A 15,143-nucleotide genomic window follows, 5' to 3' on the forward strand; every position below is an offset into this window, starting at 1 on the left:
CGCCAGGGATTCAGGAAGCCGGCAGCGAACGCCCCCCACGCCGGCCACAGCGGCTCAATCCCCGCCGGCAACCGTCCGCAAGGCATCAATCAGTAACTCCGCCGGCCGCGACAACGAACGGCCCGCCCGCCGCAGGATACCGATGAACCGGTACAGCGGCGGGTCCTCGATCGAAATGCGGCGCAGGCGGTTGGCATCGCCGCTGCGCACCACCAGTTCGGAAAGCACGGCTACCCCCAGCCCCTGGGCCGCCATCGCCATGATGGTCGAGTTGTAGACGGCCTCGTAGGCCGCCGGCAGCGAGATCCGGTGCTTGTCGGCCGCGGCTTCGATATGCATGCGGATGCTGCTTTCCCTGACCGGCAGAATCAGCGGCGGCCCGGCCAGTTCCCTGAGCGTCACGCTGTCGCGCGTGGTCCACGGATAGTCGGGCGCGACGAAGGCGCAGAAGCGGTCGGTCATCAACTTTTCCCACACCAGTTCCTGGTCGCGCTTGACCGGGCTGCCCACGCCGAAATCCACCTCGCCATTGCGGATCAGGTAGGTCAGGCGGGCCGCGACGGTGTCGCGTATGCGCACGGTGATACGCGGGTATTCACGGTTCAGCCGGTGAATCGCGCGAGGCAACAGGCCAGCGGCTACCGACGGCAAGGCCGCGACGGTCACCGTGCCGCGATCCGGATCGTTCGCATCCCGGGCGTAAGTGACCAGGTCTTCGATTTCCACGACCAGGCGTTCGATGCGGGAGAAAAGCTCCTGGCCCTGAGGCGTGAGATTGACGCTTCTGCGGTTGCGATCAAACAACTGCGTCCGCAAGTGTGTCTCGAGCTGCTGGATCTGGATCGTCAGCGCCGACTGGGAAATGTTCAGTTCGTATGCGGCGCGCGTGAAATTGCCAAGGCGCGCAATGGCAAGAAATGCACGCAACTGCTTGAGATCGCCGAGCATTAACGAAATCTCCCCATTGAATTCAGTGGCCGGCGAGTTATTTGTTTTTTTGAAAACTCTATTCGTTTATTTGAATTTTACCAATCACAAGCACCTCGGTAAATTGTGCCCCAGCACTTGACCAAGCCTTAATACGGGGAAAGAGATGTCCAACATCAGCAAGGTGGTTGTGGTGGGCGGTGGCACCATGGGATGCGCGATCGCCGCCATGTTCGACGTGGCGGGGTGGCGTGTCCATGTGGCCGAATCGGCAACGGCGGCCCGCCGTGCCGTACCCGCGAAAGTGCGGGCGGCCCGACAGGCGCTAGGCGCCGAAGGCGACGCAGAGTCGCTTGTCGTGCACGGCACGCTGGCCGATATCGACTGGAACGGCGTCGACATCGTCATTGAATGCGTGTTCGAGGATCTGGCGCTCAAGCAGGCCGTCTTCGCCGAACTCGAAGCCCTGTGTCCGGCCCCGACGCCGCTGACCAGCAACTCCTCCAGTTTCCCCATCAGCCGGATCGGCGCGGACCTCTCCACGCAGCGCCGGATGCTGGGGCTGCACTTCTTCATGCCCGCGCATCTGGTGCCGGCGGTCGAAGTGGTAAGCAGCGCCGTTTCCGACCCCGGAATCGCCCGGCAGGTCAGCGACATCATGCGCGGCGTCGGCAAGAAGCCCATCCGCGTCAAGCGCGATATTCCCGGCTTTCTCGCCAACCGGATCCAGCATGCCTTGATGCGCGAAGCCATCGCCCTGGTCGAAGAAGATTTCGCCTCGGCCGAGGACGTCGACGCCGCGGTTCGCTACGGCTTTGGATTCCGCTACATCGCCGCCGGCCCGTTGCTGCAAAAGGACCTGGCAGGCATCGACATCCATTGCGCCGCCGCCACCACGATGTACCCGTACCTGCGCACCGACCAGGCGCCCAGCGCCTACATGCGCAAGCTGGTGGACGACGGTGACATCGGCGTCAAATCGGCCAGCCTGCGCGGGTTCTACCAATGGACGCCCGAGCAGGTCGCCATCGAGCAGCAGCGCTACGAAACCGCGCTGCGCAAGGCCGCCCGCATCCTTGCCGATGAGGAGAACCATCGCTGACGCCGCGCGCAAGACCGATGCGCCAACCTAAAAAAAACAACCGTTGGCAATACCGACCACCACCAAGGGGAGACTTGATGACACCACACCACCAGACCGGGGAGGCCTTATGAGCGAACGCTGCGCCTCCCACGAGAAATTCCTGGCACTGCAACGCACCATGCTCGCCATCAACAACCTGGCGGAAAAGTGCGCCGGCCTGTTCCTTCTGGGCATGCTCATTGCCATTTCGGTATCCGTTTTCGCGCGGCTGCTCTACACCTACACCGGCATCCCGCTGACGACACCATGGGCCGAAGAGCTTGCGCGCTATCTGATGGTCGGCAGCGTCTTCATCGGCGGCGCGGCCGCCGCCTACCACCTGCGGCTCATCGGCGTCGACATCTTCGTCAGCCTGGTTCCCAGGCGGCTGGCCCGCTGGCTGCGGCTGGTGTCCCACCTGCTGACCCTGGCGCTGGCCATGCTGCTGGTCTGGAAATCCGTTCGGCTGATCGAACTCGGGCTGAAGCAATGGTCTCCCGCAATGGAAATGCCCATGGCGTATGTCTATGCGTTGATGGCGATCGGCTGCCTGCTCATGTGCGCCAACACGCTTACGAATGCCGCGAGGGAACTGCTGGACGCGCCGTCGCCGCTGCGCGAGTCGGCGGAAATGGAAGAGGCGATGGAAATCAAGAGCAGTGTCGAGGGGGCATTATGATCCTGGTACTAGGCGTCTCCTTTTTCGCGATCATGCTGATCGGTGCGCCCATCATGACGGCCTTGGGGCTGTCGGCGGCCATGGCCTTGCAGTCGGGCGACAAGTCGCTGTTGATCGTGGCGCAGATGGCGTTCCAGTCGCTGGATTCGTTCAGCCTGATGGCGGTGCCGTTCTTCATCCTCGCGGGCCATCTGATGCAGTCCGGCGGCGTCGCGCGCCGGCTGGTGCAGCTGGCCAACGCCTTCGTCGGCTGGATCCGGGGCGGCCTGGGCGCCGTTGCGGTGCTGACGTCCCTGTTGTTCGCCACGGTATCCGGGTCGTCGTCGGCCACCACCGCCGCGATCGGCTCCGTGCTGATCCCGGAAATGGAAAAAAAGGGCTATCCCCGCTCGTTCGCGGCCTCCATCGCCGCGTCGTCGGGCGAACTTGGCGCCATCATTCCGCCCTCGATTCCGATGGTGGTCTATGCACTGACGGCCAATGTCTCGGTCGGCGCGCTGTTCATCGCGGGGATCCTTCCCGGCTTGCTGATTGCGTTGTCACTGATCCTGACGGTCTGCGTCATTGCCAGCATCAAGGGCTGCGACGAGGTGCGCACGGTCAGCCTGAAAAACTGGACCCGGGGCGTTGTGGCGGCCCTGCGGGACGCAACCCTGGCGCTGATGATGCCCGTCATCATCCTGGGCGGCATCTACGGCGGGCTGTTCACGCCGACCGAAGCTTCTTGCGTGGCGGTGCTGTACGGCCTGGTGCTGGGAATGTTCGTCTACAAGGAAATCACGCCCAGGAACCTGCTGGGCATCTTCGGCCGGGCCGCCGTGATGTCCGCGATCATCCTGCTGATCGTCGCCTTTGCCGCGGTTTTCGCCTATCTGCTGACGATCAACCAGGTGCCGCAACGCGTGGCCGCCATGCTCGGATCGGTCACCACCAGCCCCATCGCCTTCCTGCTGCTGGTGAACGGCATGCTGTTCATCGTCGGCATGTTCATCGAGGCACTGGCCGCGATCCTGATCATCGTTCCGATCCTTGCCCCCATCAGCGTGAGCTTTGGCATCGACCCCTTCCACTTCGGCATGATCGTCATCACCAACCTCGCCGTGGGCATGGTGACGCCCCCGGTGGGCGTGAACCTGTTCGTGGTGTGCGAAGTCGCTCAACTGAAGATGCATGAACTGGCCCGCTACCTGCTCTTGTTCCTCGCGGTCCTGATCATCGACATCCTCATCATCTCTTACATTCCCGCCATCAGTACGGCGTTTCTGTAGGTCGCAACGCCGGGCGCCCGCGCCCGGCCTGAATCGAAATAACAAAACCAGAATCATCCAGGAGACAAAACATGCGCCTGATCAAGACCATTCTCGGCATTGGTGCCGCGAGCCTGCTGCTGCTGTCCACCGCGTCGCACGCCCTGAACATGGACGTGGGCCACACGCTCACCACGGACAGCCCGTTCCACGTCGGCACGCAGAAATTCGCCGACATCCTGAAAGAGAAGTCCAACGGCAAGATCACCGTCACGGTGTTCCCGCATTCGCAGCTGGGCGGCGAAATCACCATGATCCAGGGCGCGGTGGCCGGCGCCACCGACCTGTTCGTGACCGGCCAGCCGGCGCTGAACAACGTGGTGAAGGAATTCCTGGTCTTCGACGTGCCCTTCCTGTTCGACAACGTCCAGCAAGCCAACGAAATCCTGGCAGGACCGGTCGGTGACAAGTTCATGGACATCCTGCCCAAGTATGGCCTGGTCGGCCTGGGCTGGTTCTCGGCCATCGAGCGCAACGTCTTCGGCGACCGCGCCATCAACACCGCGGCCGATCTGAAGGGCATGAAGATCCGCGTCATCCAGTCGCCCGGCTATGTCGAGAGCTACAAGACGCTGGGCGCGCAAGCCACCCCGATGGCCTACTCCGAGCTGTACCTGGCCCTGCAGCAGAAGGTCATCGATGGCGGTGAAACGACACCCGACCAGTTCGTGTCCGACAAGTTCATCGAGGTGTCCAAGTACTTCAACATGACGCATATCAACATCCATCCTGCCCTGCTGGTCATGTCCAAGACGCGCTGGGACGCGCTTTCCGCTGACGAACAGAAAATGGTCAAGGCCGCCGCCGACGAAGCCATGGCCTACGCCCGCGACTACTACAAGAAGGTCTATGACGAAGGCATGAAGACCATGGCGGAAAAAGGCGTGACCGTGGTCTACCCGAGCGATCTCGATTCGCTGGTGCTGGCGACCCGCCCGGTGGTACAAAAACTCGTCGGGCAGGCCCCGAACGGCCAGGCGCTCTATGACGCCGTGATGGCTGCCAAGGCCAAAGCCAAGGCCAACCCGTGAACCTTCCCGGAACCGACACAGGAATGAAGATGACCAGCTTCGCCGAACCAGAGAACCTGCGGGTACTAATCACCGGCGCGGCCGGCAACATCGGCAAATGCCTGCGCACCCAGCTGCGCGGTCGCTATGCCTTGCTGCGCCTGGCCGACATTGCCGAACAGGAGCCCGCCCAGGCGGGCGAGGAAATCTGCACGCTCGACGTGCGCGACATGGCATCCGTCGAGCGCTGCATGGAAGGCATCGACTGCGTCATCCACCTCGCCGGCATCCCGGGCGTGGACACCTGGGACAAGATCCTGCCGATGAACATCGACGGGTGCTACAACGTGTTCGAAGCCGCCCGCCGGCAGCATGTGCCCCGCGTCATCTTCGCCAGCTCGAACCATGCCGTCGGCTACCATCGACGCGAACGCTTTCTCGACAATACCGTGGAGCCCCGGCCCGACTCCCTCTATGGCGTGTCGAAGGTCTTCGGCGAGGCGCTGGGCAGAATGTATGCCGACAAGTACGGCATGTCGGTCGCCTGCCTGCGCATCGGCACGTTCCGCACGCCCGACCACCCGAGCGAGGCCCGGCAACTGCTGACCTGGCTGAGCCACCGCGACATGGCCCAACTGGCGCAACGCTGCATCGAACACGCGTCGTACCACTTCGTGGTGATCTATGGCGTGTCGAACAACCTGCGCAACCGCTGGGACAACAGCCATGTGAAATTCCTGGGCTACCAGCCGCAGGACGACTCCGAGGTATTCGCCGCGGAGATCCTGGCCAGGGACATCCCCGAGGACCCGATCGCCGCCCAGTTCCATGGCGGCTTCTACTGCCCGCTGGAGTTCGTCGGCACCACCGAACGGATCTCCTGAAACCTCGCCCAGCCCCCTTCATCCGTTGCCACAGGGAAGCCATGTACGCCGCACCGCCAGCCATTGAAGCCGAAGTCTTTGCCCGCCTGCCCGACGTCTTCCGCAAACCGGAAGGCACCTCGGAATGGCATCGCTATCAACCCGGCAACCAACCGCCGCACTCGTTGCTGGAGGGCCCCTCCTTCGATGCCCAGGGCCGCCTATATTGCGTGGACGTGCCCTGGGGCCGCGTGTTCCGGGTCGACCCGCAAGGCCGGTTCGAGCTGATCGCCGAATACGATGGCGAGCCCAACGGCCTGAAGATCCATCAGGACGGCCGCATCTTCATCGCGGACTATGCCCGGGGCATCATGTTGCTCGATCCGCAGACCGGCTCGGTCAAGCCGGTGCTCGAGCGGATCCACCTCGAACGCCTCAAGGCGGTCAACGACCTGGTATTCGCCTCCAATGGCGACCTGTACTTCACCGATCAGGGCCTGACCGGGTGGCATGACCAGACAGGCCGGGTCTTCCGGCGTCGCGCCGACGGGCAGATCGACTGCCTGCTGGACAATATCCCCAGCCCCAATGGCCTGGTGCTGGATCCCGGCGAATCGACCCTGTATGTCGCGGTCACGCGCGCCAATGCCATCTGGCGCGTGCCGCTGACCCGGGAGGGCAAGGTGACCAAGGTCGGCACCTTCATCCAGATGTCCGGCGGAGGCGGCCCCGACGGCCTGGCCATCGACGAGGCAGGCAACCTGGCGGTGGCGCACGTGGGGTTGGGCGCGGTCTGGTTGTTCAGCCACCGTGGCGAACCCATGCTGCGCATCAATTCGCCCTTGGGCGCATTGACGACCAACGTCGCCTTCGGCGGCCCGGACCGCAAGACGCTATACATCACTGAATCCGAATCGGGCTCGATCCTGCGGGCGCCGATGCCGATTGCGGGACGTGTCATGTATTCCGGCGTCTGACCGCGCCCTTTCATTCAAACAGGATCCGCTCGATCGCGCGCACCCGGTCGCGGCGCCGCCGCACCGCGCGCACCGGCCGGCCGAAAATGCGCTTGCGCTGCTTGGCTTCCCGGCTGGCCTGCAGGTGCTCGATGAAAACCTCATCGCACGGCGCGTTGTCGGTCTTGTCGAAGATCCAGCAATAGGCAACCGGCAACCGCGCCTGCCGATAGCGTGGCGCGGCGGACGCGGCATCGCTGGCAAGCAGGCGCTCCAGCACCACCTGATCCCATTCGTCGGGATTGTCCGCGCAGGCCTGCGCCCACGCCTGCAGCAGCTCGGCGGCGGCCGGCGTATGGTTGATGAACAGCGTGCCGCTCAGCAAGTGCCCCTCGGGTTCATGATAGGCGGCGATATCGCAATCCAGCGCGGCCAGCGCCGGCCACGGATCGCGATGGAATACCGCGTCCACGTCGACATACAGTAGCGGCCCGATGTGCTTCCTGCGCATGGCGACCAGCACCGACGGCTTCATGGACGCGTTGCGCACCCAGGACCCGGTGGATTCGATCGGCTCGGCGTCGACCGCAAGCCCCAGCCTCTGCGCCGAGCGCAGCAGGCGGTTCTTTTCCGTCTCGTAAATGCTGTCGCGGGTGAAAAACGCCACCACCATGCCGGTGGCGCTGCCTCGCCGTCCGCCCGGCTCCACCTGGTCGGGCCCGGGAAAGCTCGGCACCATCCGCGTCTGCTCCGCGGACCAGCCGAACCACTTGCGTCGAAACCAATCGAACATGATGCGCCACGCTTCTCAAGATCAGGTAAAGCGGGCGTACCGGCAATGTCATATCGACAGCGCGGCGGCAGGCTCGCACAACGCTCCTCCCGCCGTAACGCGACGCTCGATGGTCGGGCGATACGGGCGCGGGATCGAAGCGCAGGCGGAGTTTATGAATCGACGCGATCAGCGTCGATGCTATTGCAATCAGTCGAAATCCAAATCGCCACGCTGAAACATTCTTCGCGCGGCTTCCCTCTGAAACGCCTTTCCAGGCCCAACAGAACTTTCAACTGGCTTTCCGGGCAAGGCTCGCGTCACGGGTCAGGAAAGCCCCGGCGATGCGGGCCCCGCCGCCGGCCAGATCAGGCGTATTGCGCGAGACCGCCACCCAGCGACCAGTTTTCCTTCAGGACTTCGACCAGATTCACGAACACGTCCTCGGGCCGCAGGCCAGGATTTTCACTGAGCAACTGCGCAATCCGCCGGAACAGCGCCTTCTTCTGCTCCAACGTACGCGTGTTGTTCGCGGTGATCTGGATGAACACCAGATCGTCGCTTCGAGCGATATCGAGATAGGTCGCCCCGTAGCGGAAGTTGGCGGCCTCATGCTCGGTCATGACCATGAACTGGTCATCTTCGGGCACGTCGAACGTCTCGCGCAACGCGCGGTAGACGCCGTCGAAGATGGCCTGCCTGCAGGCCTCCGTCTTTCCGGAGCGCAATGAGATATGAGCGAACGGCATAGGGAATTTCCTCCTTTGTGGTCCCGGCATCTATTATCTATTCTGATAACTTATGCATTCTTATTTCAACGATAAAGATTTGAAATGACCAAGCGCGCCCTCGACCTGGAAGCGGTCAGAGCCTTCATCCGCATCGCGGAACTGGGCAGCTTCACCCGCGCCGCCGAAGCATCGCGGACCACGCAGGCCGCGGTCAGCCTGAAGCTGAAACGGCTTGAAGACCGGCTGGGCTTCCGGCTGGTCGAACGAACCCCGCGCTACGTGGAGCTTTCGGCCCAGGGCGCGACCTTTCTCGAACATGCGCGCAAGCTGATCGAGGCGCACGACCGGGCGGTCTCGGTCGCCGCAGGCACGCGGCAACGCCTTGCCATCGGCATCAGCGACCATGTGGCGGGTCCGGAACTGCCCGCGCTGATCGCGCGCATGAACGCGCAGGACCCGCAACTGCTGATCGAAATCCGGATCGGAACCTCGGGCGAGCTGCTGCAAAGTTTCGACCGCCGGGAACTCGATACGGTGATCGTTCGCTTCCACGCGGGGCGCGGCGACGGGGAAGTGCTCGCCGAAGAGAAATTCGGCTGGTTCGCCATGCCTGGCTGGCAGCATCGCGCGGACGAGCCGCTGCCGCTGGCCACGATGGCCGAGCCCTGTGGCGTGCGCGCCATGGCCGGACAACTGCTCGATGAGGCAGGCATACCCTGGACCGAAGTGTTCGTCGGCGGCGGCGTGATGACGGTCGCCGCGGCTGTCATTGCCGGGCTCGGGGTGGCCGCGCTTGCCGCGCGCATGGTGCCGTTCGGCGCGGTCGACGTCGGCCCCAGGCTGGGGCTGCCGGATCTGCCGCGGCTGCCCATCCTGCTGCATACCCGGGTCAGGGACAGCCGCGCGCGCGATGCGCTGGCCGCGCTCTCGGCGGCCTTTCGCGGCGTGGTGCGAAACTAGATCGTTCGAGCGGCGCCACACAGCGCCTGGCTGCCCGAGCAAGGCGCACGCCGCTTCCCGTGGCGCCCGCGCGGCAACAAAAAAACCCGCAGAACCAATGTTCATGCGGGTTTTGAGGCTAGGGGGCTGAGGAGCAACCCCGGGCCATTCCTGAGGAAATCTTGGCGGACAGAGGGGGATTCGAACCCCCGATACGCTTTTGACGTATACACGCTTTCCAGGCGTGCGCCTTCAACCACTCGGCCACCTGTCCTGATCCGGTACGCATTGCTGAAAATGCGAATCCGCGATTCTAGCAGATCGGCAAGAAAGCTGCATTGGCGGCGCAGGCAAAGAAAAAGGGGACGTTATTGCGTCCCCTTTTTGTCGCAGGCGCCCGTGCCCGCCCCGCGGCGACCCTCCCGGACGCCCGCGTCCGGACCACAGCCAGACTCGTTCAGGCGTTCGGCGGATCCTGCTCGCGGTAGGCGCTGACCGTGCCATCCGGCTCGGTTTCCTCCAGCCGCACCCGGAACCCCCACAACCGCGCCAGATGCTTCATCACCTGCTCGGCGTCCTCGGCCGCCAGCGGCCGGCCGCGACTCTTCAAGTGGCGCAGCACCAGCGAACGGTCGGTGTCGCGATTGAAACGGATCACCTGGATGTCCGGCACCTGGTTGTCGCGGTTGTGCTGCGCGGCCAACAGGCGGCGGATGTCACGGTAGCCTTCGTCGTCGTGGATGGCGGCCACTTCCAGCTTGGGATTGGCCTGGTGATCGGAGATCGCGAAGAAGCGGAACTCGCGGATCAGGCGCGGCGACAAGTACTGCGAGATGAACGACTCGTCCTTGAAGTTGCGCATGGCGAAGTCCAGCGTCTTGAGCCAGTCGCCGCCGGCGATGTCGGGGAACCAGCGGCGGTCCTCATCGGTGGGCTTTTCGCAGATGCGGCGGATATCCGACATCATCGCGAAGCCCAGCGCGTACGGATTGATGCCGCCGTAGCCGCGCTCGTCGAAGCCGCGCTGGCTGACGACATTGGTGTGGCTCTGCAGGAACTCCATCATGAAGCCGTCGTTGACCAGGCCCTTCTCGTGCAGCCGGTTCAGAATGGTGTAGTGCCAGAACGTGGCCCAGCCTTCGTTCATCACCTTGGTCTGGGTCTGCGGATAGAAGTACTGGGCGACCTTGCGCACGATGCGCACCAGCTCCTTCTGCCACGGCGCCAGCTTGGGCGAGTACTTCTCGATGAAATACAGCAGGTTCTCTTCCGGCTCCGGTGGGAACACGGGCGCGGCGATGCGCTCGTCCCGGTCGGATTCCAGCCGCGGCAGCGTGCGCCACAGGTCGTTGTACTGCAGGCGGGCGTGCTCCTGGCGCTCGGCCTGGCGCGCGGCCTCTTCCTTGTACGAGATCGGCGTCGGCCGCTTGTAGCGGTCCACCCCATGGTGCGACAGCGCGTGACAGGAATCCAGCAGCGCTTCCACCGCGTCGATGCCGTAGCGATCCTCGCAATCCATCACGTACTTGCGGGCGAACACCAGGTAGTCCAGCACGCCATCGGCGTCGGTCCATTGGCGGAACAGGTAGTTGCCCTTGAAGAACGAGTTGTGGCCGTAGCACGCATGCGCGATCACCAGCGCCTGCATCGTCATGGAATTCTCTTCCATCAGATACGCGATGCAGGGGTTGGAGTTGATCACGATCTCGTAGGCCAGGCCCTGCATGCCGCGTCGGTAGTACTGCTCGTTGCGGATGAACTCCTTGCCGTACGACCAGTGCGGATAACCGATGGGCAGGCCCGCCGACGCGTACGCGTCCAGCATCTGCTCCGAGGTGATGACCTCGATCTGGTTCGGATAGGTGTCCAGCCCGTACTCGCGCGCGACCTGCGAGATCGCGTCGTCATAGGACTGGATCAGTTCGAACGTCCATTCGGAACCTTGCGACAACGGCCGCGGGCTGTCGGCCGATTCCGGCTCCACGAGTGCGCCCAGGATGGCATTCATGCGGTTTCCTTCTTGAACAGGTCATGGAACACGGGATAGATTTCCCCGCGCTCGCAAATGCGCCGCATCACGAAATGCGGCTCCAGCTTCTGTTCATACTCGGCCCACAGGCTGCTCTTGCGCGCCTCCTGCGAGTCGGGGATTTCGATATAGGCGAAGTAGCGCGAGGCCGGCAGCAGGTGCTCGGCCAGGAAGCGCGCGCTCTTGCCGGCGTCGGCGCCGAACGAGTCGCCGTCGCTGGCCTGCGCCGCATACACGTTCCAGGCCGTGGGCGGATAGCGCTTCTCGACGATCTCGCGCATCAACTCCAGCGCCGACAGCACGATCGTGCCGCCGCTCTTGGGATCGTAGAAGAAAGTCTGCTCGTCCACTTCCTCGGCATTGTCGGTGTGGCGGATGAAGACCAGGTCGACGTGCTCGTATTTGCGCGACAGGAACAGGTACAGCAGCGTGAAGAAGCGCTTGGCCAGGTCCTTCTTGCCCTCGTCCATCGAGCCGGACACGTCCATCAGGCAGAACATGACCGCGCGCGCCATCGGGATCGAGACCGACACGCGGTTGCGGTAGCGCAGGTCCAGGTCGTCCAGGAACGGCACGCGCGCCAGGCGCTCGCGGCAGTCCTCGACGTCCTGCTCCAGGGCCTTGATCTGATCGGCGGGCGCGCCCGCCGCCCTGGCCTTGGCCAGGCGTTCTTCCGCGTCTTCCAGGTCGGCGCGCGCCTTCACGCTCAGCGCCACCCGCCGCGCCAGCGACGACTTCAGCGTGCGGCTGATGCTGAGCATGCTGGGCGAACCGGTGGTGGTGTAGCCGGCGCGCTGCCATTTCTTCTGGCTGACCTCGCCCAGCTGGGTGCGCGCCAGGTGAGGCAGTTCCAGGTCTTCGAAGAACAGGTTGAGGAATTCGGCCCGCGACAGGCTGAAGGTGAACTGATCGACCGCCTCGCCCTCGCCGGGTTCGGACCCGCCCTGGCCTTCTCCCCCCTGAGGCCGGTCGAACGTGTCGCCCTTGGCGAACTCGCGGTTGCCCGGATGCACCATTTCCCGGTCGCCGCCCGCGCCGTGCCGGAAGGTCGGCTCGGAAATATCGCGGGCGGGCAGGTTGATCTCGCCGCCCTGATCCATGTCCTGGATCGAGCGGTCGCGGATCATCCCGTGGACCGCCTTGCGGATCTGGTCCTTGTAGCGCCGCAGAAAGCGCTCCCGATTGACGGCGCTCTTGTTACGCCCGTTAAGACGGCGATCGATCAGTGAATTCATGATTCACCTCACTCAGGAAGACTTCCTCACACGGAGATACCACTCGCACAGCAGCCTGACCTGCTTTTCCGTGTAGCCCTTCTCCACCATCCGGTCGACGAAGCTCTGATGCTTGCTCTTGTCCTCGGCCGATGCCTTGGCGTTGAACGAGATCACCGGCAGCAGGTCTTCCGTGTTCGAGAACATCTTCTTCTCGATCACTTCGCGCAGCTTTTCATAGCTGGTCCAGGTCGGGTTGCGGCCATTGTTGTTGGCGCGCGCCCGCAGCACGAAGTTCACGATCTCGTTGCGGAAGTCCTTGGGGTTGGCAATGCCGGCGGGCTTCTCGATCTTCTCCAGTTCATCGTTCAAGGCGCTGCGGTCGAAGCTCTCGCCGGTTTCCGGGTCGCGGAATTCCTCGTCCTGGATCCAGCAGTCGGCGAACGTGACGTAGCGGTCGAAGATGTTCTGGCCATACTCCGAGTACGACTCCAGGTAGGCCGTCTGGATTTCCTTGCCGATGAACTCGGCATAGCGCGGCGCCAGGAAGCCCTTGATGAACTCCAGGTAGCGCCGGCGGATTTCCTCCGGATAGTCCTCGCGCCCGATACGCTGTTCGAGCACGTACATCAGGTGCACCGGATTGGCCGCCACTTCCGTCTGGTCATAGTTGAAGACGCTGGACAGGATCTTGTAGGCGAAGCGCGTCGAAACGCCGTTCATGCCTTCATCGGTGCCCGCGTAGTCCTTGTACTCCTGCAGCGCCTTAGCCTTGGGGTCGACGTCCTTGAGGCTTTCACCGTCATAGACGCGCAGCTTCGAGTAGATACTGGAGTTCTCCGGCTCCTTCAGCCGGGTCAGCACCGAGAACTGCGCCATCATGTCCAGCGTTCCCGGCGCGCATGGCGCCGTCGACAGCGAGCTGTGATGCAGCAGCTTTTCGTAGATGCGGACTTCTTCCGACACCTGCAGGCAGTAAGGCACCTTGACGATATAGATACGGTCGAGGAACGCCTCGTTGTGCTTGTTGTTGCGGAAGGTCTGCCACTCCGACTCGTTCGAGTGCGCCAGGATGCAGCCGTTGAACGGAATCGCCGAGAAGCCCTCGGTGCCCTTGAAGTTGCCTTCCTGGGTCGCCGTCAGCAGCGGGTGCAGCATCTTGATCGGCGCCTTGAACATTTCAACGAACTCGAGCAGGCCCTGGTTGGCCAGGCACAAGCCGCCGGAATAGCTGTAGGCGTCCGGGTCATCCTGCGAGTGGCGGTCGAGCTTGCGGATGTCGACCTTGCCGACCAGCGACGAAATGTCCTGGTTGTTTTCGTCGCCCGGCTCGGTCTTGGCGATCGCCACCTGGCGCAGCACCGACGGGTTCAGGCGCACCACGCGGAATTGCGAGATATCGCCGTCGAACTCCTTCAGGCGCTTGACCGCCCACGGCGACATGATGCCGCTGAGGTAGCGGCGCGGAATGCCGTATTCCTTTTCGAGCGTGTCGCCGAACCGTTCCGGATGGAACAGGCCAAGCGGCGACTCGTTCACGGGCGAGCCCTTGAGCGCGTAGATGGGATAGCGCTCCATCAGCACCTTGAGGCGTTCGGCGATGGACGACTTGCCGCCGCCCACCGGTCCCAGCAGATAGAGGATTTGCTTGCGCTCTTCCAGTCCCTGCGCGGCATGCTTGAAGAACGCCACGATCTGCCCGATCACGTCCTCCATGCCGTAGAACTCCTGGAACGCCGGATAGCGCCGGATGGTCCGGTTGGAAAACAAACGGGAAAGACGTGGGTCGTTGCGCGTATCCACGATCTCAGGTTCGCCAATCGCCGCCAGCATGCGTTCAGCAGGGCTGGCGTATGCCATCGGATCACGTTTGGCGAGGTTCAGATATTCCTCGAGGGAAAGCTCTGACTCCTGCTCTCTTGCATACTGCGACTTGAAGCCTTCGACGATGTTTTGCACGGAAACCTCCTACAACACGCGAAAAAGCCATTACGTCCCTACGTGTCCCCATTGTGTGCCTCAGTGCTTGAGCGTGACTAGTCAATCTCGCCTTCAGCAATCTCGGCACGGTTGTATGTTGCTTTCGCCACACATCAACCAAGAGCACGATCGGGCCCTTTCCGTTTAGGCTGCGCACTTGAGACACAAGTTCCATCAAGGATTGCAACCAACGTGAATAAGTTCAGCCCTTCGCCTTCAGCATATCGCTGTAGCACGGGCGCACGATGCGGCCACGCATGAAATGGTCAGCAATTATTTGAAGGGATGAGCGATATCCCGGTGGATTCTTATGATCCGGACACAAGTCCGGTGCGTTCGCTATGCGATGGCAGCGAACGGTCTGAACGGCGCAAAGCGACTGCGTTCAGCAAGCGCCGGTCCGGGTATATGAAAGCGCCGGTACACGACACTGGAATCCGTGGTGACGAGGGCGCGTGGCGGGTCGTGGAGCAAGCCATGCGCGCGTAGCGCCAAGTCATGGGCTTATGCTAAGCCGATTTGACGGCTTTGTGGCAATTCATTTGAGGCAATGCGGTAAAAAAACACCCATCGACAACCCTTATATGAGGCGCGAAAATCGTTCTCAAACTTG

At 63.0% G+C, this 15,143-nt stretch carries 13 protein-coding genes and 1 tRNA gene; 7 read left to right on the plus strand and 7 right to left on the minus strand.

The window, feature by feature from the left end; translation table 11 throughout:
- Positions 1–54 precede the first annotated feature (54 nt).
- Positions 55–948 carry a LysR family transcriptional regulator gene (locus K2W61_RS04890; RefSeq protein WP_175134749.1) on the minus strand — a complete coding sequence of 298 codons (894 nt, stop codon included), beginning with the start codon at positions 946–948 and terminating at the stop codon, positions 55–57.
- Positions 949–1,093: 145 nt separating this feature from the next.
- Here K2W61_RS04890 and K2W61_RS04895 point away from each other — a divergent pair, with 145 nt between their 5' ends.
- The 6 genes from K2W61_RS04895 (at position 1,094) to K2W61_RS04920 (ending at position 6,886) form a co-directional block, all read left to right on the plus strand.
- Positions 1,094–2,029 carry a 3-hydroxyacyl-CoA dehydrogenase family protein gene (locus K2W61_RS04895; RefSeq protein WP_175134748.1) on the plus strand — a complete coding sequence of 312 codons (936 nt, stop codon included), beginning with the start codon at positions 1,094–1,096 and terminating at the stop codon, positions 2,027–2,029.
- Positions 2,030–2,138: 109 nt separating this feature from the next.
- Complete coding sequence (locus K2W61_RS04900; protein WP_175134747.1) at positions 2,139–2,729, plus strand: TRAP transporter small permease; 591 nt, start codon at positions 2,139–2,141, stop codon at positions 2,727–2,729.
- Positions 2,726–3,997 (plus strand): TRAP transporter large permease, encoded by a 1,272-nt coding sequence (locus tag K2W61_RS04905; RefSeq protein ID WP_175134746.1) that lies wholly within the window; start codon positions 2,726–2,728, stop codon positions 3,995–3,997. Before K2W61_RS04900 ends, K2W61_RS04905 begins: the two co-directional genes overlap by 4 nt.
- 71 nt (positions 3,998–4,068) lie before the next feature.
- Positions 4,069–5,067 carry a TRAP transporter substrate-binding protein gene (locus tag K2W61_RS04910; RefSeq protein WP_175134745.1) on the plus strand — a complete coding sequence of 333 codons (999 nt, stop codon included), beginning with the start codon at positions 4,069–4,071 and terminating at the stop codon, positions 5,065–5,067.
- A 29-nt stretch (positions 5,068–5,096) separates the two neighbouring features.
- Positions 5,097–5,930: an NAD-dependent epimerase/dehydratase family protein gene (locus tag K2W61_RS04915; RefSeq protein ID WP_236755131.1), complete on the plus strand. Its 834-nt coding sequence runs from the start codon at positions 5,097–5,099 to the stop codon at positions 5,928–5,930.
- A 41-nt stretch (positions 5,931–5,971) separates the two neighbouring features.
- On the plus strand, positions 5,972–6,886 hold the full coding sequence (locus K2W61_RS04920; RefSeq protein WP_236755132.1) for an SMP-30/gluconolactonase/LRE family protein: 915 nt from the start codon (positions 5,972–5,974) through the stop codon (positions 6,884–6,886).
- 10 nt (positions 6,887–6,896) lie between these two features.
- Here K2W61_RS04920 and K2W61_RS04925 read toward each other — a convergent pair whose 3' ends face one another.
- Together K2W61_RS04925 and K2W61_RS04930 are read right to left on the minus strand one after the other, a co-directional pair.
- On the minus strand, positions 6,897–7,658 hold the full coding sequence (locus tag K2W61_RS04925) for a putative nucleotide-diphospho-sugar transferase (protein ID WP_236755133.1): 762 nt from the start codon (positions 7,656–7,658) through the stop codon (positions 6,897–6,899).
- Positions 7,659–8,005: 347 nt separating this feature from the next.
- Complete coding sequence (locus tag K2W61_RS04930) at positions 8,006–8,386, minus strand: tautomerase family protein (RefSeq protein WP_236755134.1); 381 nt, start codon at positions 8,384–8,386, stop codon at positions 8,006–8,008.
- Between the two features lie 84 nt (positions 8,387–8,470).
- On the opposite strand from K2W61_RS04930, the gene K2W61_RS04935 reads away from it, so the two are divergent.
- Positions 8,471–9,328 carry a LysR family transcriptional regulator gene (locus K2W61_RS04935; protein WP_236755135.1) on the plus strand — a complete coding sequence of 286 codons (858 nt, stop codon included), beginning with the start codon at positions 8,471–8,473 and terminating at the stop codon, positions 9,326–9,328.
- Between the two features lie 162 nt (positions 9,329–9,490).
- Here the strand turns inward: K2W61_RS04935 and K2W61_RS04940 are convergent.
- The 4 genes from K2W61_RS04940 to K2W61_RS04955 all read right to left on the minus strand — a co-directional run bounded on the left by K2W61_RS04940 (position 9,491) and on the right by K2W61_RS04955 (position 14,500).
- Positions 9,491–9,581, minus strand: a tRNA-Ser gene (locus K2W61_RS04940).
- A gap of 183 nt (positions 9,582–9,764) precedes the next feature.
- Positions 9,765–11,315 (minus strand): SpoVR family protein, encoded by a 1,551-nt coding sequence (locus tag K2W61_RS04945; protein ID WP_175141649.1) that lies wholly within the window; start codon positions 11,313–11,315, stop codon positions 9,765–9,767.
- Entirely contained in the window at positions 11,312–12,571 is a 1,260-nt protein-coding gene (locus tag K2W61_RS04950; protein WP_175134739.1) for a YeaH/YhbH family protein, read from the minus strand. Before K2W61_RS04950 ends, K2W61_RS04945 begins: the two co-directional genes overlap by 4 nt.
- Positions 12,572–12,583: 12 nt before the next feature.
- A complete protein-coding gene (locus tag K2W61_RS04955; RefSeq protein ID WP_419761632.1) occupies positions 12,584–14,500 on the minus strand; it encodes a PrkA family serine protein kinase in 1,917 nt (638 codons plus the stop codon).
- Positions 14,501–15,143: the final 643 nt, after the last annotated feature.

It is taken from the genome of Achromobacter pulmonis, assembly GCF_021733725.1.
Classification (GTDB): Bacteria; Pseudomonadota; Gammaproteobacteria; order Burkholderiales; family Burkholderiaceae_B; genus Achromobacter; species Achromobacter pulmonis.

Excerpts from the sequence above, each read along its gene's own strand:
- K2W61_RS04890 (WP_175134749.1), bottom strand. The coding sequence starts at position 948 with ATGCTCGGCGATCTCAAGCAGTTGCGTGCATTTCTTGCCATTGCGCGC.
- K2W61_RS04895 (WP_175134748.1), top strand. The coding sequence starts at position 1,094 with ATGTCCAACATCAGCAAGGTGGTTGTGGTGGGCGGTGGCACCATGGGA.
- K2W61_RS04900 (WP_175134747.1), top strand. The coding sequence starts at position 2,139 with ATGAGCGAACGCTGCGCCTCCCACGAGAAATTCCTGGCACTGCAACGC.
- K2W61_RS04905 (WP_175134746.1), top strand. The coding sequence starts at position 2,726 with ATGATCCTGGTACTAGGCGTCTCCTTTTTCGCGATCATGCTGATCGGT.
- K2W61_RS04910 (WP_175134745.1), top strand. The coding sequence starts at position 4,069 with ATGCGCCTGATCAAGACCATTCTCGGCATTGGTGCCGCGAGCCTGCTG.
- K2W61_RS04915 (WP_236755131.1), top strand. The coding sequence starts at position 5,097 with ATGACCAGCTTCGCCGAACCAGAGAACCTGCGGGTACTAATCACCGGC.
- K2W61_RS04920 (WP_236755132.1), top strand. The coding sequence starts at position 5,972 with ATGTACGCCGCACCGCCAGCCATTGAAGCCGAAGTCTTTGCCCGCCTG.
- K2W61_RS04925 (WP_236755133.1), bottom strand. The coding sequence starts at position 7,658 with ATGTTCGATTGGTTTCGACGCAAGTGGTTCGGCTGGTCCGCGGAGCAG.
- K2W61_RS04930 (WP_236755134.1), bottom strand. The coding sequence starts at position 8,386 with ATGCCGTTCGCTCATATCTCATTGCGCTCCGGAAAGACGGAGGCCTGC.
- K2W61_RS04935 (WP_236755135.1), top strand. The coding sequence starts at position 8,471 with ATGACCAAGCGCGCCCTCGACCTGGAAGCGGTCAGAGCCTTCATCCGC.
- K2W61_RS04945 (WP_175141649.1), bottom strand. The coding sequence starts at position 11,315 with ATGAATGCCATCCTGGGCGCACTCGTGGAGCCGGAATCGGCCGACAGC.
- K2W61_RS04950 (WP_175134739.1), bottom strand. The coding sequence starts at position 12,571 with ATGAATTCACTGATCGATCGCCGTCTTAACGGGCGTAACAAGAGCGCC.